Source organism: Streptomyces sp. NPDC000983 (assembly GCF_040299205.1).
Classification (GTDB): Bacteria; Actinomycetota; Actinomycetes; order Streptomycetales; family Streptomycetaceae; genus Streptomyces.
In genome coordinates, this window is the sequence record NZ_JBEPBM010000001.1 from 339,210 (window position 1) to 364,056 (window position 24,847).

25 protein-coding genes are annotated in these 24,847 nt (G+C 72.5%); 16 read left to right on the top strand and 9 right to left on the bottom strand.

The genetic code is table 11. The features are described from left to right. Window positions 1–114 precede the first annotated feature (114 nt). The 5 genes from ABT296_RS01270 to ABT296_RS01290 all read left to right on the top strand — a co-directional run bounded on the left by ABT296_RS01270 (window position 115) and on the right by ABT296_RS01290 (window position 5,812). Entirely contained in the window at window positions 115–1,089 is a 975-nt protein-coding gene (locus ABT296_RS01270; protein WP_351922276.1) for a PLP-dependent cysteine synthase family protein, read from the top strand. A 163-nt stretch (window positions 1,090–1,252) separates the two neighbouring features. Then, window positions 1,253–2,551 (top strand): ATP-grasp domain-containing protein, encoded by a 1,299-nt coding sequence (locus ABT296_RS01275; protein ID WP_351922277.1) that lies wholly within the window; start codon window positions 1,253–1,255, stop codon window positions 2,549–2,551. Beyond that, window positions 2,548–3,873, top strand: coding sequence for an ATP-grasp domain-containing protein (locus tag ABT296_RS01280; RefSeq protein ID WP_351922278.1), 1,326 nt, complete (start codon window positions 2,548–2,550; stop codon window positions 3,871–3,873). The genes ABT296_RS01275 and ABT296_RS01280 overlap by 4 nt, the downstream gene beginning before the upstream one ends. Then, window positions 3,870–5,135 (top strand): MFS transporter, encoded by a 1,266-nt coding sequence (locus tag ABT296_RS01285; protein WP_351922279.1) that lies wholly within the window; start codon window positions 3,870–3,872, stop codon window positions 5,133–5,135. Before ABT296_RS01280 ends, ABT296_RS01285 begins: the two co-directional genes overlap by 4 nt. 5 nt (window positions 5,136–5,140) lie before the next feature. Then, window positions 5,141–5,812, top strand: a complete 672-nt coding sequence (locus tag ABT296_RS01290) for a TRM11 family SAM-dependent methyltransferase (RefSeq protein WP_351922280.1) — start codon at window positions 5,141–5,143, stop codon at window positions 5,810–5,812. A 49-nt stretch (window positions 5,813–5,861) separates the two neighbouring features. Here ABT296_RS01290 and sigJ read toward each other — a convergent pair whose 3' ends face one another. Further along, window positions 5,862–6,809 carry an RNA polymerase sigma factor SigJ gene (gene sigJ / locus ABT296_RS01295; protein ID WP_351922281.1) on the bottom strand — a complete coding sequence of 316 codons (948 nt, stop codon included), beginning with the start codon at window positions 6,807–6,809 and terminating at the stop codon, window positions 5,862–5,864. 154 nt (window positions 6,810–6,963) lie between these two features. Between sigJ and wrbA the strand changes: the two genes are divergently transcribed. Then, window positions 6,964–7,575 (top strand): NAD(P)H:quinone oxidoreductase, encoded by a 612-nt coding sequence (gene wrbA, locus ABT296_RS01300; protein WP_351922282.1) that lies wholly within the window; start codon window positions 6,964–6,966, stop codon window positions 7,573–7,575. Between the two features lie 97 nt (window positions 7,576–7,672). Here the strand turns inward: wrbA and ABT296_RS01305 are convergent, their stop codons facing one another. Beyond that, window positions 7,673–8,251, bottom strand: a complete 579-nt coding sequence (locus ABT296_RS01305) for an AMIN-like domain-containing (lipo)protein (RefSeq protein WP_351922283.1) — start codon at window positions 8,249–8,251, stop codon at window positions 7,673–7,675. 166 nt (window positions 8,252–8,417) lie between these two features. Here ABT296_RS01305 and ABT296_RS01310 point away from each other — a divergent pair, with 166 nt between their 5' ends. Further along, window positions 8,418–8,819, top strand: a complete 402-nt coding sequence (locus ABT296_RS01310; protein ID WP_351922284.1) for an SseB family protein — start codon at window positions 8,418–8,420, stop codon at window positions 8,817–8,819. A 214-nt stretch (window positions 8,820–9,033) separates the two neighbouring features. On the opposite strand, the gene ABT296_RS01315 is transcribed toward ABT296_RS01310, so the two are convergent. The 7 genes from ABT296_RS01315 to ABT296_RS01345 form a co-directional block, all read right to left on the bottom strand. Further along, a complete protein-coding gene (locus tag ABT296_RS01315; RefSeq protein WP_351922410.1) occupies window positions 9,034–10,017 on the bottom strand; it encodes an AraC family transcriptional regulator in 984 nt (327 codons plus the stop codon). 91 nt (window positions 10,018–10,108) lie between these two features. Further along, window positions 10,109–10,498: a MarR family winged helix-turn-helix transcriptional regulator gene (locus ABT296_RS01320; protein WP_351922285.1), complete on the bottom strand. Its 390-nt coding sequence runs from the start codon at window positions 10,496–10,498 to the stop codon at window positions 10,109–10,111. Window positions 10,499–10,571: 73 nt separating this feature from the next. Further along, entirely contained in the window at window positions 10,572–10,922 is a 351-nt protein-coding gene (locus ABT296_RS01325; RefSeq protein ID WP_351922286.1) for a VOC family protein, read from the bottom strand. Window positions 10,923–11,103: 181 nt separating this feature from the next. After that, window positions 11,104–12,135: a LacI family DNA-binding transcriptional regulator gene (locus tag ABT296_RS01330; protein ID WP_351922287.1), complete on the bottom strand. Its 1,032-nt coding sequence runs from the start codon at window positions 12,133–12,135 to the stop codon at window positions 11,104–11,106. Beyond that, complete coding sequence (locus ABT296_RS01335; RefSeq protein WP_351922288.1) at window positions 12,132–13,037, bottom strand: carbohydrate ABC transporter permease; 906 nt, start codon at window positions 13,035–13,037, stop codon at window positions 12,132–12,134. Before ABT296_RS01335 ends, ABT296_RS01330 begins: the two co-directional genes overlap by 4 nt. After that, window positions 13,034–14,008: a carbohydrate ABC transporter permease gene (locus tag ABT296_RS01340; protein WP_351922289.1), complete on the bottom strand. Its 975-nt coding sequence runs from the start codon at window positions 14,006–14,008 to the stop codon at window positions 13,034–13,036. The genes ABT296_RS01335 and ABT296_RS01340 overlap by 4 nt, the downstream gene beginning before the upstream one ends. After that, a complete protein-coding gene (locus ABT296_RS01345) occupies window positions 14,005–15,333 on the bottom strand; it encodes an ABC transporter substrate-binding protein (RefSeq protein ID WP_351922290.1) in 1,329 nt (442 codons plus the stop codon). The genes ABT296_RS01340 and ABT296_RS01345 overlap by 4 nt, the downstream gene beginning before the upstream one ends. A gap of 184 nt (window positions 15,334–15,517) precedes the next feature. On the opposite strand from ABT296_RS01345, the gene ABT296_RS01350 reads away from it, so the two are divergent. The 9 genes from ABT296_RS01350 to ABT296_RS01390 all read left to right on the top strand — a co-directional run bounded on the left by ABT296_RS01350 (window position 15,518) and on the right by ABT296_RS01390 (window position 24,765). Further along, the gene (locus ABT296_RS01350) at window positions 15,518–17,539 is read left to right on the top strand and encodes a beta-galactosidase (RefSeq protein WP_351922291.1); all 2,022 of its coding nucleotides are present in this window, start codon (window positions 15,518–15,520) and stop codon (window positions 17,537–17,539) included. Window positions 17,540–17,658: 119 nt separating this feature from the next. Beyond that, window positions 17,659–19,218: a glycosyl hydrolase 53 family protein gene (locus ABT296_RS01355; protein WP_351922292.1), complete on the top strand. Its 1,560-nt coding sequence runs from the start codon at window positions 17,659–17,661 to the stop codon at window positions 19,216–19,218. Between the two features lie 193 nt (window positions 19,219–19,411). Further along, a complete protein-coding gene (locus tag ABT296_RS01360; protein WP_351922293.1) occupies window positions 19,412–19,699 on the top strand; it encodes a helix-turn-helix domain-containing protein in 288 nt (95 codons plus the stop codon). A gap of 2 nt (window positions 19,700–19,701) precedes the next feature. Next, window positions 19,702–20,670, top strand: coding sequence for an SMP-30/gluconolactonase/LRE family protein (locus tag ABT296_RS01365; RefSeq protein WP_351922294.1), 969 nt, complete (start codon window positions 19,702–19,704; stop codon window positions 20,668–20,670). 194 nt (window positions 20,671–20,864) lie between these two features. Beyond that, entirely contained in the window at window positions 20,865–21,314 is a 450-nt protein-coding gene (locus ABT296_RS01370) for a fluoride efflux transporter FluC (RefSeq protein WP_351922295.1), read from the top strand. Beyond that, window positions 21,311–21,673, top strand: coding sequence for a fluoride efflux transporter CrcB (gene crcB, locus ABT296_RS01375; protein ID WP_351922296.1), 363 nt, complete (start codon window positions 21,311–21,313; stop codon window positions 21,671–21,673). The genes ABT296_RS01370 and crcB overlap by 4 nt, the downstream gene beginning before the upstream one ends. A gap of 84 nt (window positions 21,674–21,757) precedes the next feature. Then, a complete protein-coding gene (locus ABT296_RS01380) occupies window positions 21,758–22,489 on the top strand; it encodes a FadR/GntR family transcriptional regulator (protein ID WP_351922297.1) in 732 nt (243 codons plus the stop codon). A gap of 191 nt (window positions 22,490–22,680) precedes the next feature. Then, window positions 22,681–23,703 carry an asparaginase gene (locus tag ABT296_RS01385; RefSeq protein ID WP_351922411.1) on the top strand — a complete coding sequence of 341 codons (1,023 nt, stop codon included), beginning with the start codon at window positions 22,681–22,683 and terminating at the stop codon, window positions 23,701–23,703. A 120-nt stretch (window positions 23,704–23,823) separates the two neighbouring features. After that, the gene (locus ABT296_RS01390) at window positions 23,824–24,765 is read left to right on the top strand and encodes a glutaminase (RefSeq protein WP_351922298.1); all 942 of its coding nucleotides are present in this window, start codon (window positions 23,824–23,826) and stop codon (window positions 24,763–24,765) included. Window positions 24,766–24,847: the final 82 nt, after the last annotated feature.

The following is a 24,847-nucleotide window of genomic DNA, read 5'->3' on the forward strand; positions in this document are numbered from 1 at the left end:
TCAACCCCGGTCCGCGGCGGCAGATTCGGGGCCGAGCATGCGCTCCCGGCGACGGACCGGACCTCGGGCGCGCGTCGAGGGAACCGACAGCGACGGAACCGAAGCGGGGGTCACATGAGCGAGCTATCGACCGGCAGCGTCATCGGCTCACTGGACGAACTCGTGGGCAACACACCGATGTTGAGGCTGAGACTGCCCGGACTGCCCGAGGACGCCCATGTGCTGGCCAAGCTGGAGGCGGCCAACCCGCTCTCCAGCATCAAGGACCGCGCCGCGCTGTTCATGCTGCGCGCCGCCGAGGAGAGCGGCGCCCTGCGACCCGGCGGGACGATCATCGAGTCGACCTCCGGGAACACCGGGATCGCCTTCGCCGCGCTGGCCGCCGCCCGCGGCTACGGCTGCCGGATCGTGCTCCCCGACAACGCCTCCCGCGAGCGCCTGCTCACCCTGCGCATGCTCGGCGCCGCGATCGAACTCACCGACCACACCCTCGGGTTCGCCGGCTGCGTGGAGCGCGCCGAGGAACTGCACGCCGCGACCCCCGGCTCCTGGTACGCGGCCCAGCACATCAACCCCGCCAACGTCCGCGCCCACTACGAGACCACCGGACCGGAGATCTGGCGGGACACCGCCGGCCGCGTCGACCACCTGGTCTGCGCGGTCGGCACCGGCGGCACCCTGACCGGGGTCGCCCGTCGGCTGCGCGAGCACAACCCGCGGCTGCGAGTCGTCGCCGTGGAGCCGGCCGGCTCGCCGCTGCTCTCCGGCGGCGCGCCGGGACCGCACCGCATCCCCGGTCTGAACGGCGGATTCACCAGCCCGGTCACGGACGTCACCCTCATCGACGAGGTCATCGCCGTCGAGGACGCCGACGCCGCGGCCGCCACCCGCGCCGTCGCCGCCGCCACCGGACTGCTCGTCGGTGTCTCCTCGGGCGCCGCCGCCCACGCCTGCGTGGAACTCGCCCGCCGCCACGACCTGTCCGGCGCCACCGTCGCCACCGTCTTCCCGGACACCGGGGAGCGCTACCTCAGCTGGTGGCCCGAGGCCCAGGACCTCCCCGCCCCCCCCGACGGCACACCCCGCTGACCGGCCGCCGCCGAGGCCCGGCCCGCCGCGACACACCGGTGACCCCGGCCCTCCAGACCTGCCCTTCAGCCGCGCACCTCACATTCGGCCCCGCTGTCTCGTCGGAGGTTCAGGCGCACGGACACCCCCGGACCGCACCCAGGAAACGGAGCACAACCGACCCATGAATCGCGAGCGTTGTCTGCTCCTCGTCGGCGCCACCGACGAAACCGTGGCCAAGGCACGGCAGTTGGGCCTGCACGTCCTGCTGTTGCAGCACCCCACCAAGGTCAACGCCGAGCAGGAGCGCCTCGCCGACCATGTCGAGGTCGTCGACTACACCCGCTGGGACATGGTCCGGCCGATCGCCGAACGCCTCCACCGTGCCCCCGGCTTCGCCGCCGCCACCTCCCTCACCGAGCCCGGTCTGGAGAACGCGGCCCGCGTCAACGACCTGTTCGCGCTCGGCGGCACCGGCCACGAGGTGACCCGGCGCTTCCGCGACAAGGCGGTCATGCGCGCCCATCTGGCCGACGGCCCCGACGCCGTCCGCGCCCGCCCCCTGCGCAGGCGGCCCGACCTGGACGCCTTCGGGGAGCGGTGCGGATACCCGTTCGTCGTCAAACCGACCGACGCCACCGCGAGCATCGGCGTGCACCGCCTCGACGGACCCGCCGACGCCGACCGGGTCTGGGCGGCCGTGCAACGCCTGTCCGGCACCCGCACCGACCGGGTGTCCACCCTGATGCTGCTCCAGGACTTCCTGATGGAGGAGTTCGTCGACGGCCCCGAGTACAGCGTGGAGTCCTTCAGCCGGGCCGGACGGCACGTCGTCATCGCCGTCACCGAGAAGTTCACCGACCCCGCGCACTTCGCCGAACTCGGGCACGCGGTACCCGCGCGTCTCGGCACGGAGACCGAGGAACGGGTGCGCGCGTCGGTCGTCGCCCTGCTGGACCGCCTCGGCTTCCGGGACGGCGTCTGCCACACCGAGATCCGGATCGGCGCCGACGGCCCCCGCGTCATCGAGAGCCACAACCGGATCGCCGGGGACGCCATCACCGACCTGGTCCACCACGTCTACGGCATCGACACGGTCAAGCTCGCCCTCGGCGCCCCCTTCGGCCTCGCCGAGCGGCTGCCCGACCGGCCCACGCCCCGCGGCGGAGCCGCCGTACGCTCGGTGGTGGGCCGGCCCGGCGACGTCGTCGCCTCGGTGGACGGCGAGTCCGAGGCGCGGGCGCTCCCCGAGGTGCTGGCGGTACGGATCAGCGCCGCGCCGGGCGAGACGGTACGGCCGCTGCGGGACAACTGGGACCGCCTCGGCCTGGTCGCCGTCTCGGGCGCGGACACCACCGACGCGGTCCGGCGCGGCGCCGAGATCGTCGGCACGGTGCTGAAGGTCCGGGTCGAGGACCCCGACGGACGGCCCGGCCTCGCCGAGGCCGCCCCGGTCAGCGACCGGACGGTGATACCGGCATGAGCGTCCTGGTCCTGCACCGCAACCCCTTCGCCGCCTTCCCCTACCGCCGGTGGCTGGACGGCGACGCCCCCGGCCTCGGCGAGCGCACCCCCTACCCCGGCGACGTCGTCGTACTCGCCGCCCGCGACAAGATCCTCTCGGCGGGGGAGCCGCTCCCGTCGGCCGCCGACCACGACCTCACCCACCTCGAACTCTTCGACACCCTCGACGACCCGGCGGTGCCCTCCCGCGCGCTCGCCCTCGCCGAGCGCCACCGCGTCACCCACGTCATCGCCCACCACGAGGCGGACATCGCCCTCGCCGCCCGGCTGCGCGAGCGCCTCGGCCTGGACGGCGCGTGGAGCGCCGACATCGCGCCGTTCCGCGACAAGGCCCTGATGAAGAGCCTCGCCCGGCGCGCCGGCATCGAGGTCGCCGCGCACGCCGTGCCCCCACACGCGGCGGAGGCCCGCGACTTCGCCGCCCGGCACGGACTGCCCGTGGTGCTCAAGAACCGGGAGGGCTACAACTCCATCGGGCTGACCGTCGTCACCGACCAGGACACCCTGGAGTCGCAGACCGCCCGCGCCTACCGGGACGGCCCGCGCCGGGACCTGCTGATCGAGGCGTACGTGCCGGGGCGGATGTGCCACGTCGACGGGCTGGTCGTCGACGGCCGCACCGTCGCCGCCTGGCCCTCCCAGTACCAGTACGACCTGGCCTCCTTCGGCGTCGACCCCGGCCCGCGCGTCGACCTGACCCTGGACGTCGACGACCCCCTCACCCCCCGGCTGCTCGCGCTGGTCGAGCGGACCCTCGCCGCCCTGAAACCGGCCGGCTCCCGGCTGCGCACGCACGCCTTCCACGCGGAGGTCTTCCACACCCCCGACGACCGTCTGGTGCTCTGCGAGATCGCCTGCCGGTCCGGCGGCGCCAAGATCCGGGAGGTCTTCGAGGTCCTCTTCGGTATCCGCCTCGCCGTCCACGTCACCCGCGCCGAGGCCGGGCTCGGCCTGCCCGAGGTCCACGGCGCCGTGGACGAGCGGGGCCTGCTGCGGCCGCGCGGGATGTCCGGGCAGGTGCTCACCATGAAGCGGCCCGGGCTGGTGCGGTCGCTGCCCGCCGTCCCCGACGAGGAGTGGGTGAGGGGGTTCTGGCTGTTCGCCGAGGAGGGCCAGGTGATCGCCCCCGCCTCGGGCTCCGCCGACTTCCTCACCGCGACGGTCGGCTCGGCCCCGACCCGCGCGGAGTGCGAACGCCGGCTGCGCGACCTCGGCGCCCGCGTGCACGCCGCGACGAAGATCGTGCCGGTGCCCGAGGACCGGCCGGCGGACGCCTCATGAGGCGGCGCCTGTCGTCCGTCCGCTTCAAGTACATGGCGGGCATGGTCGTCGACGCCACCGGCAGCGGCATGTACCTCCCGCTGTCGCTGCTCTACTTCCACCACGTCACCGGCCTCTCGCTGACCGAGGTCGGCGCGATCGTGACGGCCGCCTCCGTGATCGGCCTGATCAGCAACCCGGTCGCCGGCGTCCTCATCGACCGCTTCGGCGCCCGCGCCGTCCTGGTCGGCGGATACGTGCTGCGCGCCTCCGCCTTCTGTCTCTATCCCTTTGTCGACAACCCCGTCGCCATGTTCGCGGTGCTGCTGCCCGTGGCCCTCGGCGACACCTCCTACCCGCCGGCCATCCAGTCCTTCGTCGCGGAGATCGTCCGGGGCACCGAGCGGGACAAGCTCCTCGCCCTGCAACGCAGCCTGCGCAACGCCGGCATGGGCGCCGGCGGCCTCCTCGCGGGCGCCGCCCTCGCCCTCGACGACTCCGGGTTCTACGCCGTCGTCCTCGGCGCGGCCGCCGGGTACCTGTTCGCCGCGGCCCTGCTCGGCACCATCCGCACCGGCTCCGGCGCCCGCCCGCCCGGCGCCCGCGTCTCCCGCAGGGGCGGCTACCGCATGGTGGCCCGCAACCGGCCCTTCCTCGGACTGACCCTGCTCAACATTCCGACGGCCTTCGCCTACATGGTGCTCTCGGTCGCCCTGCCGGTGTACCTCACCCGTGAACTCGACGCGCCCGTCTCCCTGGTGGGCGTCCTCTACGCGGTCAACACCGTCGGTATCGCCGTGCTCCAGATCCCGGTCACCCGCCTCCTGGTGAGGTACCGCAGGACGCGCGCCGTGGCGCTCGGCGCGGGAGTCTTCGGGCTGTCCTTCGTCCTGTTCGCGGTGCTGGGCGGCCTGTCGACCGGGGCGGCGCTCATCGCCGGGGTGTTCGCCGCGACCGCCCTGTTCACCGTGGGCGAGCTGCTGCACGGCGCCACGGCCTCCGCGCTCGTCGCCGAGGCCGCCCCCGAGGCGACCCGCGGCCGGCACCTCGCCGTCTACCAGCTGTCCTGGGCGGTGCCCATCGCCCTCGCGCCGACCGTCCTCACCGCACTGCTCTCCCTGTCCGCCACCGGGATGTGGCTCCTCCTGGCGGCCGGGGTGGCGGGCTCCGCGCTCGGCGTGCTGCGGCTGGAACACCGGCTGCCGCCGGCCGCCGTGCACCCGGCACCGCCCGAGGCCGAACCGGCCGCGTCCGAACCCAGCCCGACCGGAAAGGTGGCATGACCCCCATGGGGATATCGAGTTGGCGTGTGCTCGGCGAGGAGGACCCGGAGTTCGCCCAGGAGGACGTCCCCGGGCAGAGCGGCCTCGTCAGCCAACTGCGCCCGCTGATCGTGGAGTTGACCGAGCCCGGCGACCTGGTCTTCGACCCCTTCGCGGGCTGGGGCACCACCCTGGTGGCCTGCGCCGCCGAGGGACGGCTCGGCGTCGGCACCGAGATCAACCCGGTCCGCGCCCGGCAGGCCGGCGAGCGCGTCGCCCGCCACCCCGGTCAGCGCATGCTGTGCGGCGACGCCCGCAGGCCCCCGCTCGACCCCGGCACCGTGGACCTGGTCCTGTGCGACCTGCCCTACTTCGGCACCAACCTGGACCTCGACGAACCCGACCCGGGCCAGCTGTACGCGCTGCGCGACTACGACACCTATCTGGCCGCGCTGGACGAGGCGTTCGCGGCCGTGGCCCGGGTGATGCGGCCCGGCGCGCACGCCGTGATCGCCGTCCAGAACCGGCGGATCGCCGACCGGTTCGTCCCGCTGGCCTGGGACGCCGCCCGGGTGCTGGGCCGCCATCTGACGCTGGGTGACGAACGCGTCCACCTCTACGACTGGCCGGTCAAGGACGAGGGCGACCCCCTGCGCACCAACCGCTCGCACGAATACCTGCTGATGGCCCGGAAGTGAACCACCCGGCCGCCCGGGGCCTGCCCGGCGGGCGCCCGCCGGGCGCCCGTCAGGCGTCCCGCCACAGCCGCAGTTTGTCCGGGTTGAGCACCGACCAGATCTGCCGGATCCGGCCGCCCGCCACATCGAAGGCGAGCACCGACACGGGCACCCCGTCCACCTCCGCCACCAGACCGGGCTGACCGTTCACCGTGGACTCCCGCAGGGTCAGCTCCGGCACCACCTCGATCCGCCCGGCGAAGAAGCGCGCCACCTCCTCGGCGCCCTCGATCGGCCGCAGCACCGCCCGTACCAGCCCGCCGCCGTCGCCGGTCGCGGTGGCGTCCGGCGCCAGCAGGCCGATCAGTGCGTCGATGTCCTTGGCCGCCCAGGCCCGTTTGAACGCCCTGACGGTGTCGGCGCGCCCGGCCGCGGGGGCCGACGGGGCGACGGCGGGCTGGGCGGCGCGGATCCGGCGGCGCGCGGAGGAGGCCAGCTGACGGCAGGCCGGCTCCGTACGGCCGACGATCGAGGCCACCTCGGCGAAGGTGTAGCGGAAGACGTCGTGCAGGATGAACGCCACCCGCTCGGCCGGGGTCATCACCTCCAGCACGACGAGGAACGCCATGTTGATCGACTCGTCGAGGGTGATCCGGTCGGCCGGGTCCGCCGCACCTCCGCCGCCCCACCGTCCGCTCACCCACTCCCGGCCCGCCGGCAGCGGCTCCGGGACCCACTCGCCGACGTACCGCTCGCGCCGGGCCCGCGCCGAACCCAGCAGATCGAGACAGATACGGCTGGCGACCGTGGTCAGCCAGCCGCCCGGCGACTCGATGGCCTCGCGCTGCCCCGCGGACATGGCGTACCAGCGGGTGTACGTCTCCTGCACCACGTCCTCGGCCTCGGTGAGCGAGCCGAGCAGCCGGTAGGTGAGGTTGATCAGCTGCTGCCGCTCGCTCATGATCGCGGCCAGGCTCGGATCGGTCCGTTCCTGCCCGGACCCGGATGCTTCGCTCATGGTGTCGCCGACTCCCTCGGTCGCTCGGTCCCCGTCAGGTCCGACGAGACATCGGGTCGAACTGTGAGGCCGGCGGCTCGCCTCACATTGTGCGGGGCTGCGTCGTCGTAACTGGTGAACGGAACATTAGCCAGGTCACGAAGGAAGGGAACCGATGTCGGAATCCGTGAATGTCTCGATCATCTACTACAGCGCCACGGGCACCGTGCACGCCTTGGCGCAGGCGGCGGTCGAGGGTGCGGAGAAGGCCGGTGCTCAGGTACGGCTGCGCAAGGTCCCCGAGACGACCCCGCAGGAGGTGATCAACCTCCGCCAGGAGTGGGTCCAGCACCTGGAGGACACCGCCGACGTCGAGAACGCGGGCCACGACGACCTGGAGTGGGCGGACGTGGTGCTGTTCGGCACCCCCACCCGCTTCGGCAACCCGGCCAGCCAGCTGCGGGTGTTCATGGAGAGCACCGGCCCGCTGTGGTTCCAGGGCAAGCTCGCGGGCAAGGTGTACTCGGCCTTCACCGCCTCCAACACCGCCCACGGCGGCCAGGAGTCCACGTTGCTGGCGCTCGGCAACACCTTCTACCACTGGGGCGGCATCATCGTCCCGCCCGGCTACACCGACCCGATCCAGTTCCAGTCGGGCAACCCCTACGGCACCTCTCATGTGGCCGGCACCGGTGCGCCCGGTGACGTCCAGTTGCAGGCGGCCCGCCACCAGGCCCGCCGGTCCGTCGAGATCGCGGCCGCGCTCAAGGCGGGCCGCGCCGCCTGAACCGGCGCGGTCCGCGCGGCCGTGAGCCGGCGGTTCCCGTGGCCGGGCGGGTCCCCACGAACCCGCCCGGTCCCGGGCCTGCCGTACCGGCCCGTCCTCAGCGGGCGCCCGTCCAGTTGTGGGCGACGTCCAGGACGATCCGGTCGGTCAGCACCTGCACCCGGAACGGCAGCCGGGCCCGCAGGCCGAGTCCGACCAGCGTCTCCCCTTCGAAGCTGCCGCCGAACCGGGTGTCCCGGAAGGTGCGGTACCCGGTGAGGTCGACTCCCGGCAGGGGCCTGCTCACCCGGCCCGGATAGGTGGGCTCGCCGGTCTCGTGGTCGTAGGCGGGCGCGGCCACCCGGACCTCCAGGACGGCGCCGCCGCCGACCGGTATCGGACGGCCGGAGCCGTCCTGGTACAGCCGCTCCACGTAGCGGACCGAGTAGCCGAGACCGGAGCGGCCGGCGCCCGGCACGTCGATGACCATCCGGTCGTAGCAGGCGTGCCGTCCGGTCCTGACGTTCGTGAGCGGTTCGGTGGTGGCGGTCGGCCTGACCTCCGGCAGGCTGCCCCAGCCGGTCGGACAGGCGGTCGCCTGTGTGGTGGCCGCCGACGCGGTGGCGGCGGGCAGGGCCGGAAGGGCCAGGGCCGCGACGGCGGCCAGGGTGATCGAGGTGGTTCTGATTCTTCGCATGTCGTCCCCCGACAAGTGCGTGGATCTGATATCGGGTGAGACAACCGGAATGGCCGAATGGTTGCGGTGCCGACGGAAGGATCACCAGCCCCGTCCGTGCATGAATGGCGCGCTCCGGATCGGGTACGCGTCCCGGACGACCTTCGCCGCTACCAGGGGATCTGTGATGGAGACACCCGCGAACCACCTCACCGCCACACCGGCACGGCAGGCGCTGGAGGCGCTGGCCGACAACCAGGACGACTCCGCGGCGCTGGACACCCTCGCCGGGAGCGAGGTGCTGGTGCCGGTGCCGGACGACGTCACCGACGAGGACGCCACCGATCCGGAGGCCGTCGCCCTGCCCGTCCTGGAGCAGCCGGACGGCGGGCCCGTGGTGCCCGTGTTCACCTCCGAGCCCGCGATGGCCGAGCTGCTGCCGTTCGTCGGCCGCTACCGCCTGGTCCCGCTGGGCGCGCTCGCCGCGCAGTGGCCGACCGACGAGCTGAACCTCGCCATCGACGCCGGGTCACCGCATCCGCTCACTCTCACCTCCGAAGGGGTGCGCACCCTGCTGGTCCGGCCCTGAGCCGGGGCCGGACCAGCCCGGCCACCGACGTGACGGAGGGGGGAGCGGCCGGGCCTTCCGGGCGGCGCCTCGCGCGGGGCCGAGTGGCACCGACTCCGCTCGGGCAGCGCGCTCACGGTCGCCGTGTCCCGAAGATAGGACCGCCGCCGGGCGCCGTCGCTCCCTCTTGCGCGGTGCCTGTCCGCAATACGCGGCGGACCGGAAACGGCCGGATTCAGCCCGAGGAGCGCAGCGTCCGCGACGGGGACTCCCCGAAGCGCTCCCGGTAGCGGCGCGCGAACCGGCCCAGATGCGCGAAGCCCCACCGGTAGGCGACCTCCGCCACAGTGGTCGAGCCGGGAGCGGCCGCCTTGAGCTGCTGGTGGACGCGGTCCAGGCGCACCTCGCCGACGTACGCCATCGGAGCCACCCCCACATGCTTGCTGAACGCCTCCTGAAGGGTGCGCACACTCACCTGGGCGATCTCCGCGAGCCGAGCGGCGTCGTAGGGCTCGGCGGGCAGTTCCTGCACGACGTCCATGACCCGTTTCACCGCGGCGGGCCGCATCGGTGGCGGCGGCCCCTCCAGTTCGGCCCGGCAGGAGTGGTCGGCGGCCAGCAGCAGCCCTTCGAGGAGGGTCTGTTCGAGCCGGGCCCGGATGATGGGGCGGCGCAGCAGACCGTCCGGGATCTCGTGGTCCTGGAGCATCCAGCGCACCAGTCGCGCCCAGCTGAGGCCGGGCCCGCACGCGACGTCGATGTACGGCTCGAAGCGCGGCGGGCGGCGCACCGGCCGGCCGAGCATGGCCTCCAGGCCGCTGAGCAGGGCCACCTTGTCGATCTTCACGGTGAGGGAGTGGCAGTCCGGCGACCAGTCGTCGACGCGGACGCCGTACTCGGGGTCGACGATGACGGCCCGCCGGGAGGTGGCGCCCAGTTCCCGGCCGCGGCCCTGCCGGATGCCGAAGGTGCCCGTCAGGGGCACGGTCACGTGGTAGACGCCGGGTTCCCCGCAGCTCATCCGGACCCCGGTGCCGAAACTGATGTCGCCGACGACCAGCGGGGCGAGGTCGACGACGCTCAGCCTGGTGCGGAACCGGGCGGCGGGGCCGGTGACTTCGAGCCGCAGGTCGTAGTAGTGGGCGGCGATCGCCTCGTGGCTCTCCTCCACCGACCGCGTCGTGTACGCGAAGTACGCGCCGGTACCGTCCTCGTGCACGGTCAAGGTGATGTCTCCCCGTCCCCTCACAGGGTTGTGGGAGTGATGATGCCCGGGGTCCGCGGATCGGAACAGCCCGCCGGGCCCGCGGTCAGGCCGGCAGCGTCCGGGCGAGCGCGTCCCGCTGGAGCGGGCGGACCTCGGCGTGCAGCTCACGGCCCCGGTCGGTGAGGGTGACCCAGACTCCGCGCCGGTCCTCCGCGCAGATCGAGCGCTCCACCAGGCCGTCCTTCTCCAGGCGTCCGATCAGCCGGGACAGGGCGCTCTGGCTCAGATGCACCCGGCCGACGAGGTTCTGCACCCGGCAGTGGCCGCCCTCCTCGGGGGTGGTGGTGGCGAGGATGTCGAGGACCTCGAAGTCGCTCGCGCCGAGCCCGTGCGGATGCAGCACGCGGTCGATCTCGCACATGGTGCGCGCGTGCACCGACAGGATGTCCCGCCACTGTTCCTCTAGCCCGGCCCCGGCCGTCCTGACTGCCATACCCGCACCGTAGCACCGATCCGGCCAATTGTTGAGTGTGCAACTAGTGCATGTGCAATCTACCGGGCCGCGGTCACTTCCCGGGGTCCTGGAGAAGTCCGATCGGGTTGCCCTCGGCGTCCTTGAGGGAGGCGATGAGCCGGCCGCCGCCGACGTCGGCCACGTCCTGGAGCACCTCGGCGCCCGCCGCCACCAGCGCCTGCTGGGTCGCGTGGATGTCGTCGACGTGCCAGTAGGCGACCGGGCCCGTCATGCCCTTGGCGTGGCCGTTGGGATCCAGTCCGACGTCCTGTCCGGCGTCCTTGTAGCCGACGTAGTACGGCTCGTCCGCGTAGGGCTCGGTGCCGAGCAGGGCGCCGAAGACGGCCTTGGCCCGGGCGAGGTCCTTGACGGGGTAGATGATCGTCTGCACGCCGGCGGTCATGGGGCACTCCTCGAAGGAACGGTCCGACGCGTTTCGCCGGTGTCCTCACGCTAGGCCGGGCCCCGCACGTCCCGCTTCTCGAAAACTGACCGCCTGCCCCGGGCGAGCCCCGAAGCGCCGGAGCGCGCCGCACGGCCGGCAGGCCGAGCGGCGCGCTCGCGGGGATACGGGAGGGAGCCCGTCAGGCCGACGCGCGCCGGACCAGCTCCGTCGGGAGGATCACCGCGGCCGGGTCCTCGCCCCCTATCTGCGCCAGCAGCACCCGGACCATCTCGGTGCTGATCCGGTCCCAGGGCTGGCGGATCGTGGTGAGTGCGGGACGGGCGGCGACGGCGGCGGGCGAGTCGTCGAAACCGCCGACCGAGACGTCCTCCGGCACCCGGCGGCCGGCCCGCTCCAGCGAGGTCAGCACACCCTGCGCCATCAGGTCCGAGGCCACGAACACCGCGTCCAGGTCCGGGGCCTGCGCGAGCAGCCGGTCGGCGCCCGCCTCACCGCTGGCCCGGCTGTAGTCACCGGAGACGATCAGCCGCTCGTCGGCTTCGATCCCCGCCTCGGCCAGCACCTCCCGGTACCCGGCGAGCCGCTCGACACCGCCCGGGGTGTCCAACGGGCCGGTGACCACGCCGATCCGGCGACGGCCCAGCGAGAGCAGATGGCGCACCATGTCGCGGGCGCCGTCCCGGTCGTCCGCCGCCACATAGCTGACCTTGGACCCCATCCCGATCGGCTTGCCGCAGGCGACCAGCGGCACCCCCGCCTCCCGCAGCCGCTCGGCGACCGGGTCGCCGGAGTGGCTGGAGACCAGCAGCACGCCGTCGACATGGCCCGCGGTGATGTACCGCGTGATGCGCCGCCGTTCGTCCTCGGTACCGGCGATCATCAGCAGCAGCGGGATGTCGTGGGCGGCCAGCGCCTGGGTGCAACCCCGCAGCAGCACATTGAAGTTGGGGTCCTCGAAGAACCGCTCCTGGGGCTCGGTCAGCAGGAAGCCGACCGAGTCCGAACGTCCGGTGATCAGGGAGCGGGCGTGCCGGTTCACGACGTAACCGGTCTTGCGGATGGCGGCGTTGACCGCGTCCTGCGCCGCCGGGCTGACGTAGTGACCGCCGTTGAGGACCCGTGAGACCGTGCCCCTGGAGACTCCCGCCTCGCGTGCCACATCGTGGATCGTCGGCGGCCTGCGCCGGCCCCCCGTGTTGCTCATGGTCATGACTTTACGGCCCCGGACAGCAGATCAAGACTCCAGAACCGCTGGATGACCAGGAAGAGCGCGATGAGCGGGACCACCGCGATCAGTGCTCCGGTGATCACCAGCGTGTACAGCGCCGGGGTGTTGGCGCCCTGTTCGAGGAGTGTGTACAGACCGAGCGTGATCGGGAACTTCTCGTCGTCGCTGAGCATGATGTAGGGCAGCAGGAAGTTGTTCCACACGGCCACGAACTGGAACAGGAACACCGTCACCAGGCCGGGCACCATCATCGGCAGGGCGACCCGGGTGAAGATCCGCCACTCGCTCGCGCCGTCCATCCGCCCGGCCTCGACCACGTCGGAGGGCACGGCCGCGGCGGCGTAGATGCGGGACAGGTACACGCCGTAGGGGGAGAGGACCAGCGGCAGCAGCACCGACAGATAGGAGTCGGTGAGGTCGGCCTCGGCCAGCAGCAGGTACTGCGGAACGGCCAGGATCACCGGCGGCATCAGCACGCCCGCCAGCAGCACGTTGAAGATCGTCTCCCGGCCGCGGAAGCGGTAGATCGCCAGCGCGTAGCCGCTGAACGCCGAGACGACGGTGGACAGCAGCGCGCCGAGACCGGCGTACAGGGCGGAGTTGCCCATCCACTGCCAGTACAGGCCGTCGCGGTAGGCGTTCAGGTCGGAGACGTTCTGGGTGAAACCGCTGCCCGGCAGGAAGGTGAAGGTGGAGAAGAGTTCGCTGCCGGACTTGGTGGCCGCGATCACCACCCAGGCCACGGGCAGCAGACAGTAGGCCGCGCCGATCAGCAGCGTGAGGGTGGGCAGCAGCGCGATCCGGCCGCGCAGCGGCGGGCGCTGGGCGGTGCCGGGCGTGGTGCCGGCCGCGTGCCGGGCCTTGCGGACGGCGAGGGAGCTCATCGTGCGGTCTCCTGCTTCTGACGGCGGTTCGCGGCTCGCAGGAAGCCGAAGGAGAGCACCAGCGTGGCCAGGGCGATGATCACGGCCTGGGCGGCGGCGGCATGGATGTCACCCTTGCCGAAGGCGTCCTGGTACACCTTCATCAGCGGACTCCAGGTGGTGGAGACGGAGTTGGTGAGCGGCTTGAGGGTGGTCGGCTCGTTGAACACCTGGAGCGTGGCGATGATCGAGAAGAAGAAGGTGAGCACCAGTGAGGGCGCCACCATCGGGATCTTGATCTTCAGGGCGACTTGCAGCGGGGTGGCGCCGTCCAGCTTGGCCGCCTCGTACACCTCGGCGGGGATGGCCCGGAGCGCGGTGTAGATGACGATCATGTTGAAGCCGGTGCCGCCCCAGACCGCGATGTTCGACAGCGCCAGGTAGAGCGGGCCGCCGTCCAGCAGGTCCGGCTGCGGCATGCCCAGCCGGTCGAGCACGAAGTAGAAGGGGCTGACGTCCGGCAGGTACAGGAAGCCCCACAGCAGCGCCGCCACCACTCCGGGGATGGCGTACGGCAGGAAGATCGCGAGCCGGGTGAAGGGGGTCAGGCGCACCTTGTCGGAGTCGAGCATCAGCGCGAAGACCAGGGCGAGGCCCAGCATCACCGGCACCACGATGCAGCCGTAGCCGAGCACGCGCAGGGCGCCTGCCACCAACTCGCTGTCGCCGAGGGCGTCGGTGTAGTTCTGCAGGCCGGCCCAGACCTCCGTGCGGGCGCCGGCGCCGAGGCCGAGCCCGGAGACCTGCACCTTGCGGAAGCTGAGGTAGACCGCGTAGCCGATGGGCAGCGCGAAGAAGAGCAGGAACAGGACTGTTGCGGGGAGGAGGAAGAGGTAGGGCGCGCTTCGCGCTCGTTTGAGGGTGGTGGCGGGAGACGGGAGGGCGTACGGGGCCCCCTTGACCCCGTACGGCCTCCGGCGTGCGGTCGTCACTCCGCGACCTCGAAGCCCTGCTTCTTCATGTCGGCGACGGTGTCGTCCTGCATGGCCTTCAGGGCGGCCCCGAAGTCCGACTTGTTCTTGGCGGCGGCGCCGAAGGCGTCCTTGAAGGTCGTGTAGGCGACGTTCACGTTCGGGCCCCAGGCGGACGGAGCGGTGCTCTTGGCTATCTCGGCGGCCTGGGTGTAGAAGTCCGCCTGGTTCGAGAAGTACTCCGGCGGGGTGGCGAACGCGCCGGACGTCTGGGCGTTGGTGGCGGCGGGGTAGATGCCGCTCTCCTTGGCCAGCGCCTGAAGGGCGTCGTCGTCGGTGTTCAGCCAGGCGGCGAACTTGGCGGCGGCGGCCCGGTGGTCGGAGTCCGTGGTGACGGCGGTGGAGGAGCCGCCCCAGCTGCCGGTGAGGTTCTCGCCCTCGGACCACTGGGGGAGCGGGGCCATGGCCCACTTGCCCTTGGTGTCGGGCGCGGCCGTGGTCAGGGTGCCCGGCGCCCACACGGCGGAGACCCAGGCGATCTGCTTGCCGGTGTTCAGCGCCTTGTTCCAGGCCGGGGTGTACATCGGCTGGTTGTCGATGGCGCCCTCCTTGACGAGGTCGCCCCAGAACTTGGCGACCTTCTGGGTCGCCGCGTCGTTGATGCCGACCTTCCAGGACTGGCCCTCGGTGGTCCACCAGGCGGCGCCGGCCTGCTGGGCCAGACCCGCGAAGAGGCCGGAGTCGTTGGCGGAGAAGGTGGTGAGGTCGGTCTCCGGGGACTTCTTCTTCAGCTGCCGGGCGGTCTCGGCGAACTCCTCCCAGGTCTTGGGGACGTCGAGGCCGTACTTCTTGAAGAGGTCCTCGCGGTAGTAGAACATCATCGGGCCGATGTCCTGCGGGACCGCGTAGACGGCGTCCGTGCCCAGCGTCGTCTGCTGCCACACCCCGTCGGCGAACTTGGTCTTGGCCTCGCCGGTGTCCTCGGCGATGTCGGCGAGGGCGTCGTTGCTGACCAGCGTCGGCAGCGCCTGGTACTCGGCCTGCACCAGGTCCGGGGCCTTGCCGGCCTTGTGCGCGGTGAGGATCTTGGTGACCAGCGTGTCGCCGGACGCCTGCTTCTTCACCGTGACGGTGATCTTGTCCTTCTTGCCCGGCCCGTCGTTCCACAGCTCGACGACCTTGTCCATGCCGGGCGTCCAGGTCCAGTACGTCAGCGAGACCGGTCCGGATTCGGCCTCGGTGTCGTCCTCGGAGGAACCGCAAGCGGCGAGGGCGGTGGCGCCGAGTGCGACGGCGACGGCGGACGCTGCGACCTTGAAGAGTCGCCGGCGCTGGGTGTTGGGCATGGATCTCTCCCCTGACCTGGGGTCCTCGCCTGGTGCGAGGACCTGCCATGCTTCTGTGAGCGTTCACAGTAGAGAAACATCCCGGACACTTGTCAATGGTTGTTGCTGTGCGGTTATGTTGGGCTCGCACCGCCGCCGCTGTCTGTGCACGTTCCCAAATGATCGATTAATCGGGAGAGATTCCATGCCGGAGACCACCCCCAAGGGCCTCACCGGGCTCGCCTTCGGTGGGGACTACAACCCCGAGCAGTGGCCGGAGAGCGTCTGGCACGAGGACGTCCGGCTGATGCGCGAGGCCGGCGTGACGATGGTGAGCGCCGGGATCTTCTCCTGGGCCCTGCTGGAGCCCGAGCGCGGCGGTTACGAGTTCGGCTGGCTGGACCGCCTGCTCGACCTGCTGCACGAGAACGGCATCCGCGTCGACCTCGGCACCCCCACCGTGGTCCCGCCGGTCTGGTTCTACCGGGAGCACCCCGAGGCCCTGCCGCTGGCCGCCGACGGCACCCGCTACGAGTTCGGCTCCCGCGGCGCCATCTGCCACAGCAACGCCGACTACCGCGCGGCCGCCGCGAACATCACCACCAAGCTCGCCGAGCGCTACGCCGACCACCCGGCCCTGGCCATGTGGCACGTCCACAACGAGTACGGCGTCCCCGTCTCCGCCTGCTACTGCGAGTCCTGCGCCGCGCACTTCCGCCGCTGGCTGGCGACCACCTACGGCACCGTCGAGGCCGTCAACGAGGCCTGGGGCACCGCCTTCTGGGGACAGCACTACACCGACCTCGCGCAGATCAACCCGCCGCGCACCACCCCGACCGTCGGCAACCCCGCCCAGGCGCTCGACTACCGGCGCTTCGCCGACGCCACCCTGCGCGAGAACTTCGTCATGGAGCGGGACATCCTGCACCGGCTCACCCCGGGCATCCCGGTGACGACCAACTTCATGACCGCCCTCAGCCAGTGCGACTCCATCGACTACTGGGCCTGGGGCCGCGAGGTCGACATCGTCACCAACGACCACTACCTGATCACCGACGGCCGCCGGACCCACGTCAACCTCGCGATGGCCGCCGACCTCACCCGCTCGGTCGCCGGCGGAGCGCCCTGGATCCTGCTGGAGCACTCCACCTCGGGTGTCAACTGGCAGCCCCGCAACCCCGCCAAGGCCCCCGGCCAGATGGCCCGCAACTCCCTGTCCCATGTGGCGCGCGGCTCCGAGGGCGCCATGTTCTTCCAGTGGCGGCAGTCCCGGCGCGGTGCCGAGAAGTTCCACTCGGCGATGCTCCCGCACGGCGGCACCGAGACCCGCGTCTGGCGCGAGGTCGTCGAACTCGGCGCGCACCTCGACTCGTTGAGCACGATCCGCGGCACCCGCACCCGGGCCGACGTGGCCGTCCTGTGGGACTGGCAGTCCTGGTGGGCGCAGAACCTCGACTGGCGGCCCAGCGAGGACCACGACCCGCGCGAGCGCGCCGACGCCTTCTACGAGGCGCTCTGGGACCGCCACCTCACCGTCGACTTCGCCCACCCCGAGGCCGACCTCTCGGCCTACCCCCTGGTCGTCGTCCCGGCCCTGTACCTGATGACCGAGGCGGCCGGGGACAACCTCGGGCGGTACGTCGAGAACGGCGGCACGGTCGTGGTGTCGTACTTCTCCGGCATCGTGGACGAGCACGACGCCGTCCACGAGGGCGCCTACCCCGGCCCGCTGCGCGACGTCCTCGGGCTGACCGTCGAGGAGTTCTCACCCCTGCTCCAGGGCGACTCGGTGCGCCTGGACGGCCCCGGGGGCGCCGGGCTGACCGGCGACGTGTGGACCGAGTTCGTCGTGCCGCGCGGCGCCGAGACGGTGTGGACGTACGCCGACGGACTCACCGCGGGCCGCCCCGCCGTCACCCGGCACCGGCTCGGCGCGGGCACCGCCTGGTACGTGTCGACCCGCCTCGACGCGCACGGCCTGGACGAACTCCTCGGCCGGGCCGCCGAGGACGCCCGTATCGCCCCGCGCGAGGGTCTGCCGCACGACGTCGAGGTGGTCCGCCGGGACGGCGAGTCGGGCAGCTACCTCTTCGCCATCAACCACAGCCCGTCGGACGCCAAGGTGCCGCTGGAGGCGCACGGCACCGAACTCCTCACGGGCGAACGGGCCGCGGGCCGCCTCGAAGTGCCCGCCGGAGCCGTCCGGGTCGTCCGGCTCGACGGCTGAACCGAACTCCCCTCCGCCCGCGCGTGCCACGAGAGCCGCGGGCGGAGGGGCGCCCCCGGCCGGCCGCTCGGCCGGGGGTACCCCCATCCCCATTCATGTCGAAGGGACGACGGACGAAGATGTTCCATCCCAGACGCACCCTCAGGGCCCTGCTGCTCCCGCTCGCGGCCGGGCTCGCCCTCACCGCGCTCCCCGCGCAGACCGCCCAGGCCGCCAGCACGCTGACCAACGGCGGCTTCGAGACCGACGGCACGGGCGCCGCCACCCCGTCCGGCTGGTCCGAGTACGGCTCCACCGGGGCCAGTTACGTCGAGGCCGGCGGCCACGGCGGCAGCTACCGGCTCAGCCACTACGCCTCCACCGCCTACAAGGTGGAGACGTACCAGTACCTCTCGGGCCTGACCAACGGCACCTACAAGCTCACCGCCTGGGTCCGCTCCGGCGGCGGCCAGAACTCCGCCTACCTCGCCCTGAAGAACTGCGGCTCCACCGAGCAGCGCACCGACCTGCCGGTCTCCAGCAGCGGCTGGATCCGCATAGTCGTACCGGTCCGCGTCACCAACAACCAGTGCACGATCAGCATTTACAGCGACGCCAACGCCGGCAACTGGATCAACGTCGACGACCTGACCTTCGCCTCCGGCACGTCGGGCACCACCATCAAGGGCTCCGACGTCTCCTCGCTCGCCAAGAGCGAGGCCCTCGGCGGCGGTTACAAGACCGCTTCCGGCACGAGCGGCGACGCCCTCGCCATCCTCAAGTCCGCCGGACAGAACTACGCCCGGCTGAAGGTCTGGGTGGACCCGGCCGACGGCTACAACAACAAGGCCCGGGTCCTGGCCATGGCCAAGCGCGTCAAGGCCCAGGGCATGAAGCTGCTGGTCGACTTCCACTACTCCGACACCTGGGCCGACCCCGGCGCCCAGGCCAAGCCGGCCGCCTGGGCGGGCCACTCCTACAGCCAGCTCAAGACGGACGTCTACAACCACACGTACGACGTCCTCAACGCGCTGAAGGCGCAGGGCACCACCGCCGACATGGTCCAGGTCGGCAACGAGATCAACGGCGGCATGCTGTGGTCCGAGGGCTCCACCTCCAACTGGACGCAGCTGGCCGGACTACTGAACTCCGGGTACAACGCGGTCAAGGCGGTCAACTCCGGCACCACCGTCGCACTGCACCTCGCCAAGGGCGGTGACCTGGGCGGCACCCGCTGGTGGTTCGACAGCGCGGTGGCGAACGGGGTGAAGTTCGACGTCATCGGCCTGTCGTACTACGGCTACTGGCACGGCACGCTCTACGACTTCCAGACCACGCTGGACGACGCCGCCACCCGCTACGGCAAGCCGGTCTACGTCGCCGAGACGGCCTACCCCTTCCGCCTCGACAGCGACGACTCGCACGAGAACATCATCGACCTCTCCAGCGAGCTGGTCTCCGGCTACCCGGCCACGACGGCCGGGCAGACCCGGTGGATGAACGACATCGCCAGCATCGTGGAGGCCGTGCCCAACGGCCGTGGACTGGGCATCTTCTACTGGGAGTCGACCTGGACCGCGGTCACCGGCAACGGCTGGGACCCCACCGATCCCTCCTCCGGCAACGGCTGGGAGAACCAGGCCCTGTTCGGCTACGACGACAGGGCCCTCCCTGCCATGGCGTGGTTCAGCCACCGCTGACCCCGCCCTGACCGACCGGGGCCCGGCCGCGCGACCCCGCGGCCGGGCCCCGCCGTGCGCCCCGACGGCGAACAGCTGACCCTCGTACGGCAGTTCGGTACCGGCCAAGACCTCGCGACTGCCGGACATGTCGGCACCCGCTGCGGGACAGTGGGAACACGCGCTCGGAACAGGACCGGACGGAGGGGACGTGATGTTGAGGACTCCGGTGAGTGAACGGCGTCTGGACATCCTGGAGTGGCTGAAGGATCCGTCCGCGCATTTCCCGCCCCAGAGTCACGGCGACCTCGTCGAGGACGGTGTCACCTCCACCGCGGTCGCCGCGAAACTCGGGGTGCCCCGGCAGGTCGCCGACACCCATCTGGGCCTGCTCTCCGGCATCGGCCTGCTGCGCACCCGCCGCATCAGACGGCGCACCTACTACCGGCGGGACGAGATCCGCATCGCCGAGGTCGCCCGCATGTTCGAGAAGGGCTGGTAGAGGTGCTCACGGAGACCCCCCGGACGCTCGTCGCGCACCGGTACGTCGCGATCGGCGGCCGGGGCCCCGAGGACGTGGTGGCGGACGCGCGCGGCCGGGTGCTCACCGGCGTCGAGGACGGCCGGATCCTGCGGCTGGACCGCCTCACCGACCCCGCGGGCGTCCGCGTGGAGGTCCTCGCCGAGACCGGTGGCCGCCCCCTCGGCCTCGAACTCCTCACCGAGGACAGCCTGTTGGTGTGCGACGCCGAGCGGGGACTGCTCCGCGTCGACCTCACGGACGGCACCGTGCGCATCCTCGCCGACTCGGTGGCGGGAGAGCGCCTGCGATTCTGCAGCAACGCCGTCGCCCTGTCCGACGGCAGCGTCTGCTTCACCGTCTCCAGCCGGCGCTACCCCCTGCGGCACTGGATCGGAGACATCGCCGAACACACCGGAACGGGCCGCCTGCTGCGCCTCGCTCCCGGCAGCGAGCGCCCCGAAGTCCTCCTGGAGGGGCTCCAGTTCGCCAACGGGCTGGTGGCGAGCGGCGACGAGTCCTTCCTCGTCGTCGCCGAGACCGGCGCCTGCCGGCTCACCCGGTTCTGGCTCACCGGCCCCCGGGCCGGCCGGAGCGAACCCTTCGCCGAGAACCTCCCCGGCATGCCCGACAACCTCTGGCGCGGTGCCCCCGACGGCCCCCTCTGGGTCGCCCTCGCGGGCCCCCGCGTCCCGCCCCTGGAACTGCTGCACAAAGGCGCCCCCGCCGTCCGCCGGGCCGCCGCCCGGCTCGCCGTCCGGGTGCCGTTCCGCCCCACCGGCACCATCGGCGCCCTCGCCTTCGACGACACCGGCGCGCGGCTCCACCACCTCACCGCCCGGCACTCCCGCTTCCGGATGGTCACCAGCGTCTGCGAGGCCGCCGGCCACCTCGTCCTCGGCAGCATCCGGGAGCCCGGCGTGGCACTGTGCGAGCTGCCCTCCCTGAAGTGACCTCCCCGAAGTGTCCGGCCCGAAGTGTCCGGCCTGATCGCCCGGCGTTAGTCTGAGTCCCGGCCGCGCCGACCCGCGCGGCGCGGCGGTGGGGCCCGCCGTATCCGAACCGCCGCGCGGCCGCCGCCAACGGTCCCTGCTTGCGATGGCGTGCGCCCGGGGCACCGGGCCCGGCGAGTAGGAGACGTACGGACATGACCGGCCCCCGGACGAGGACCCCGCCCGGGCGGGAGCCGCTCCTGCGCGGCCAGGGACCCGCGCTCGCCGTGGTCGCCGCCGGCGGGGCGCTCGGAGCCGCGGTCCGCTACGCGCTGACCCTGTGGTGGCCGGTCCAGCCGGGCGGATTCCCCTGGGCGACCTTCTGGACCAATGCCGTCGGGTGCGCCGTGATCGGCGCGTTCATGGTGGTCGTCACCGAGGTGCGGACGACCCACCCCCTGCTCCGCCCCTTCTTCGGCACGGGCGTCCTCGGCGGCTTCACCACCTTCTCCACCTACGCCGTCGACATCCGCACCCTGTTCGGCTCCGGCCACCCGCAGACGGCCCTGGCCTACCTCGCCGCGACCCTCGTGGCCGCCCTCGCCGCGGTCGCCCTCGCCACCGCGGGCACCCGCGCCCTGCTGAAGGGCGGGAACCCCTCGTGAACTGGCTGCTGGTCGTCGCGGGCGCCATGGTCGGCGCCCCGCTGCGCCACCTCACCGACCGCGCGGTGCGGACCCGGTACGACGGGGTGTTCCCGTGGGGCACCCTCGCTGTCAACGTCACCGGCAGCCTGGTCCTCGGTCTGCTCACCGGCGCCGCCGCCGACCCCCAGCTCCGGCTGCTGCTCGGCACGGGCCTGTGCGGGGCGCTCACCACGTACTCGACCTTCTCCCACGAGACCCTGCGCCTGACGGAGTCCGGCGCCGGACGCACGGCCGTGCTCAACGTCACCGCGAGCCTGACGGCGGGCCTCGCGGCGGCGTTCGCGGGGGTGTGGGCGGGCCAGATGATGTGGGGGTAGGGGGCGGCCTCTCGGGAGCCGGCCCGGGGCAGCCGTTCCGCCCGTCCTTGACAGCGGGCCTCCGATGGTCGGATCATCCGACTCGTGAACCTGTCAGACAGCCGGACAGCCGGACAGCCGCCGAGGCGGATCAGCGCGATGGAGGCGGTCCTCGCCCACTTGCGCACCGCCATCGAGCGCGGCGAGTACGCCGTGGGGGACAAGCTGCCCTCCGAGGCCGAGCTGTGCCGCGCGCTGGAGGTCAGCCGCCCCGTGCTGCGCGAGGCGCTGCGGGCCCTGCAGACCATGGGGCTCACCGTCTCCCGGACCGGCAGGGGCACCTTCGTCGTCGCCCACACCGTGGAGGACCCCACCTTCGGCGACTACGCGGCCAGCGATCTGCTGGAGGTCCGCCGGCACGTCGAGATCCCGGTCGCCGGGTACGCGGCCCTGCGCCGGACCCCGGAGAACCTCGACCACCTGGCGCATCTCCTGGACCGCATGGAACGGGAGACGGACACCACGGCGTGGGTCGCGATGGACACCCTGTTCCATCTCGCCGTGGCCGAGGCCGCCCAGAACCCGGTCTTCCGCAAGGTCATCGAGGAGATCCGGGACGCGCTGGCCCGCCAGTCGGCCTTCCTCACCGAACTCGGCGGCCGTCGCGAGCAGTCCAATGGCGAGCACCGGGCCATCGTCGAGGCGCTGGCCGACGGCAGCGAACGGGACGCGACCGAGGCCATGGCCCACCACCTCGACCGGGTCGAGACCACCCTCACCGACATCGTGCGCGCCGGACGCCCGGGCTCCACCATGGAAGGCGGAGCGGGGCGGTGAACGCGAGGCCGCCCACAGCGGTGTGCAGAAACGTTCCGCCCGAGACCTGCGGCGGCGCCCCCGGGACTGGTGACGCCGGACCCGAGACCTGCGGCGTCGACCCCGGGACGCCGGCCCCGGACCCCGCATCCATCAGGCCGAGGCGCGACCCGCGCACCGGCGGCAACCCACCACCCATGAATCAGGCAGCGATGTACAGCAGTTCCCTGGCGGACGCCCCCCTCGTCCGCGAACCCCTCCACGCCCCCGTCGCCCACCTCGTACGCGGCGGGGTCGTCGAAGGCGTCCACCACGGCTCGGTCGTCGTCCTCGGCGCCGAGGGCCAGCTCCGGTTCCAGCTCGGCGACATCGAGGCCGCCTTCTACCCGCGCTCGGCCCTCAAGCCCGTCCAGGCCGTCGCCATGGTCCGGGCCGGGCTGCCGCTCGACGGCGAACTCCTCTCCCTCGCCGCGGCCAGCCACTCCGGCGAGGAGCGGCACCTGGCCGGCGCCCGGCGCATCCTGGAGCTGGCCGGACTCGACGAGGACGACCTGGGCAACGTGACCGACCTGCCGTTCGACCCGGTCGTGCGGGACACCTGGGTGCGCGAGGGCCGGGCGCCCTCCCGGCTCGCCCAGAACTGCTCCGGCAAGCACGCGGCGATGCTGTACACCTGCCGGCTCAACGACTGGCCCCTGGACGGTTACCTCGACCCCGGGCACCCGCTCCAGCAGGCCGTCGCCGAGATCGTCGAGGACCTCACCGGGCAGCGGATCGCCCGGGTGACCGTCGACGGCTGTGGCGCCCCGCTCTTCGCGGTCTCCCTGCACGGCATGGCCCGGGCCACCGCCCGCCTCACCACCGCCGCGCCGGGCACTCCCGAGGCCCGGGTGGCCGACGCGATGCGCACGCACGCCGAGATGGCCTCCGGCACCGGCCGGGACGTGGCCGCGCTGATGCGGGCCGTGCCGGGACTGCTCACCAAGGACGGCTTCGAGGGCGTCCAGGTGGCCGCGCTCCCCGACGGGCGCGCCGTCGCCGTGAAGATAGCCGACGGTGCCGTGCGGGCGCGGATCCCCGTGACCGCGGCCGCGCTCGCCCGGGCCGGAGTCGACCCCGCGCTGCTCACCGGGTTCGCCGGGGAGGCGCTGCTCGGCGGCGGCCGTCCGGTCGGCGAGATCCGGCCGGTGCGCGCGCTGGACTCCGTCACCCCGACCGCGTACACGCCCGTCTGATCGGAGGCGCCGGATGCGGGGCCGCGGCCCCGCGCTCAGCGGCGCCCGACGGGCCGCCGTGTGGGCCCCGGGCCGGCGCCTTCACGCCCCGCCGCCGCGGTCCTCCGTCCCGGAGGCACAATGGTGATCATGAGTGTTCCGTCGTCGTCCCGGACCTTCCAGCCGGTCCTGGAGCGCATCGCCGACGAGATCGGCCGCACCCCGGGCCGGGGCCGCGCCGCCGACTACATCCCGGCGCTCGCCGCCTGCGACCCGCGCAGTTTCGGCATGGCCGTCGCCGAACTGGACGGCTCCGCGTACGGGGTGGGGGACTGGCGGGAGCCGTTCTCCACCCAGTCGATCACCAAGGTCTTCACCCTCGCCCTCGACCTGGCCCGCGAGGCCGACGAACTCTGGGAGCACGTGGGCCGCGAGCCCTCCGGCAACCCGTTCAACTCCCTGGTGCAGCTGGAGTACGAGAACGGCATCCCACGCAATCCGTTCATCAACGCCGGGGCCCTCGTGGTCACCGACCGCCTCCAGACCCGCACCGGCGACGCGGCCGGCGCGCTCCTCGCCTTCCTGCGCACCGAGAGCGGCAACCCCGACCTGGACTTCGACCTGGACGTCGCCGCCTCCGAGACCGCGCACGGCGACCGCAACGCCGCCCTGGCCCATTTCATGGCCTCCTACGGCAACATCGACAACCCGGTGCCCGGCCTGCTGGACCAGTACTTCCGCCAGTGCTCGATCCGCGCCTCCTGCGCCGACCTGGCCCTGGCCACCACCTTCCTGGCCCGCCACGGGGTCCGGGCCGACGGCTCCCGGCTGCTGACCCGCAGCCAGGCCAAGCAGGTCAACGCCGTCATGCTCACCTGCGGCACCTACGACGCGGCGGGCGACTTCGCCTACCGGGTGGGCCTGCCCGGCAAGAGCGGGGTGGGCGGCGGCATCATCGCCGTGGTGCCCGGCCGGTGCGCGCTGTGCGTGTGGAGCCCGGGCCTGGACGAGCGCGGCAACTCGGTGGCGGGCGTGGCCGCCCTGGACCGCTTCACCACGCTGACCGGGCTGTCGGTGTTCTGACCGCCGGGCCGAAGTCCCACTCCGGGCCGGGACCGCCGAACAAACCGGTTGAGCCCGCCGACGCGCACCGGCGAAGATCGCT

Excerpts from the sequence above, each read along its gene's own strand:
- sigJ (WP_351922281.1), bottom strand. The coding sequence starts at position 6,809 with ATGAGCGAAGCATCCGGGTCCGGGCAGGAACGGACCGATCCGAGCCTG.
- ABT296_RS01370 (WP_351922295.1), top strand. The coding sequence starts at position 20,865 with ATGACCGGCCCCCGGACGAGGACCCCGCCCGGGCGGGAGCCGCTCCTG.
- ABT296_RS01335 (WP_351922288.1), bottom strand. The coding sequence starts at position 13,037 with ATGAGCTCCCTCGCCGTCCGCAAGGCCCGGCACGCGGCCGGCACCACG.
- ABT296_RS01275 (WP_351922277.1), top strand. The coding sequence starts at position 1,253 with ATGAATCGCGAGCGTTGTCTGCTCCTCGTCGGCGCCACCGACGAAACC.
- ABT296_RS01310 (WP_351922284.1), top strand. The coding sequence starts at position 8,418 with ATGGAGACACCCGCGAACCACCTCACCGCCACACCGGCACGGCAGGCG.
- ABT296_RS01285 (WP_351922279.1), top strand. The coding sequence starts at position 3,870 with ATGAGGCGGCGCCTGTCGTCCGTCCGCTTCAAGTACATGGCGGGCATG.
- ABT296_RS01385 (WP_351922411.1), top strand. The coding sequence starts at position 22,681 with ATGTACAGCAGTTCCCTGGCGGACGCCCCCCTCGTCCGCGAACCCCTC.
- wrbA (WP_351922282.1), top strand. The coding sequence starts at position 6,964 with ATGTCGGAATCCGTGAATGTCTCGATCATCTACTACAGCGCCACGGGC.
- ABT296_RS01350 (WP_351922291.1), top strand. The coding sequence starts at position 15,518 with ATGCCGGAGACCACCCCCAAGGGCCTCACCGGGCTCGCCTTCGGTGGG.
- ABT296_RS01305 (WP_351922283.1), bottom strand. The coding sequence starts at position 8,251 with ATGCGAAGAATCAGAACCACCTCGATCACCCTGGCCGCCGTCGCGGCC.
- ABT296_RS01320 (WP_351922285.1), bottom strand. The coding sequence starts at position 10,498 with ATGGCAGTCAGGACGGCCGGGGCCGGGCTAGAGGAACAGTGGCGGGAC.
- ABT296_RS01270 (WP_351922276.1), top strand. The coding sequence starts at position 115 with ATGAGCGAGCTATCGACCGGCAGCGTCATCGGCTCACTGGACGAACTC.
- ABT296_RS01330 (WP_351922287.1), bottom strand. The coding sequence starts at position 12,135 with ATGACCATGAGCAACACGGGGGGCCGGCGCAGGCCGCCGACGATCCAC.
- ABT296_RS01325 (WP_351922286.1), bottom strand. The coding sequence starts at position 10,922 with ATGACCGCCGGCGTGCAGACGATCATCTACCCCGTCAAGGACCTCGCC.
- ABT296_RS01360 (WP_351922293.1), top strand. The coding sequence starts at position 19,412 with ATGTTGAGGACTCCGGTGAGTGAACGGCGTCTGGACATCCTGGAGTGG.
- ABT296_RS01280 (WP_351922278.1), top strand. The coding sequence starts at position 2,548 with ATGAGCGTCCTGGTCCTGCACCGCAACCCCTTCGCCGCCTTCCCCTAC.
- ABT296_RS01290 (WP_351922280.1), top strand. The coding sequence starts at position 5,141 with ATGGGGATATCGAGTTGGCGTGTGCTCGGCGAGGAGGACCCGGAGTTC.
- ABT296_RS01355 (WP_351922292.1), top strand. The coding sequence starts at position 17,659 with ATGTTCCATCCCAGACGCACCCTCAGGGCCCTGCTGCTCCCGCTCGCG.
- ABT296_RS01390 (WP_351922298.1), top strand. The coding sequence starts at position 23,824 with ATGGTGATCATGAGTGTTCCGTCGTCGTCCCGGACCTTCCAGCCGGTC.
- ABT296_RS01345 (WP_351922290.1), bottom strand. The coding sequence starts at position 15,333 with ATGCCCAACACCCAGCGCCGGCGACTCTTCAAGGTCGCAGCGTCCGCC.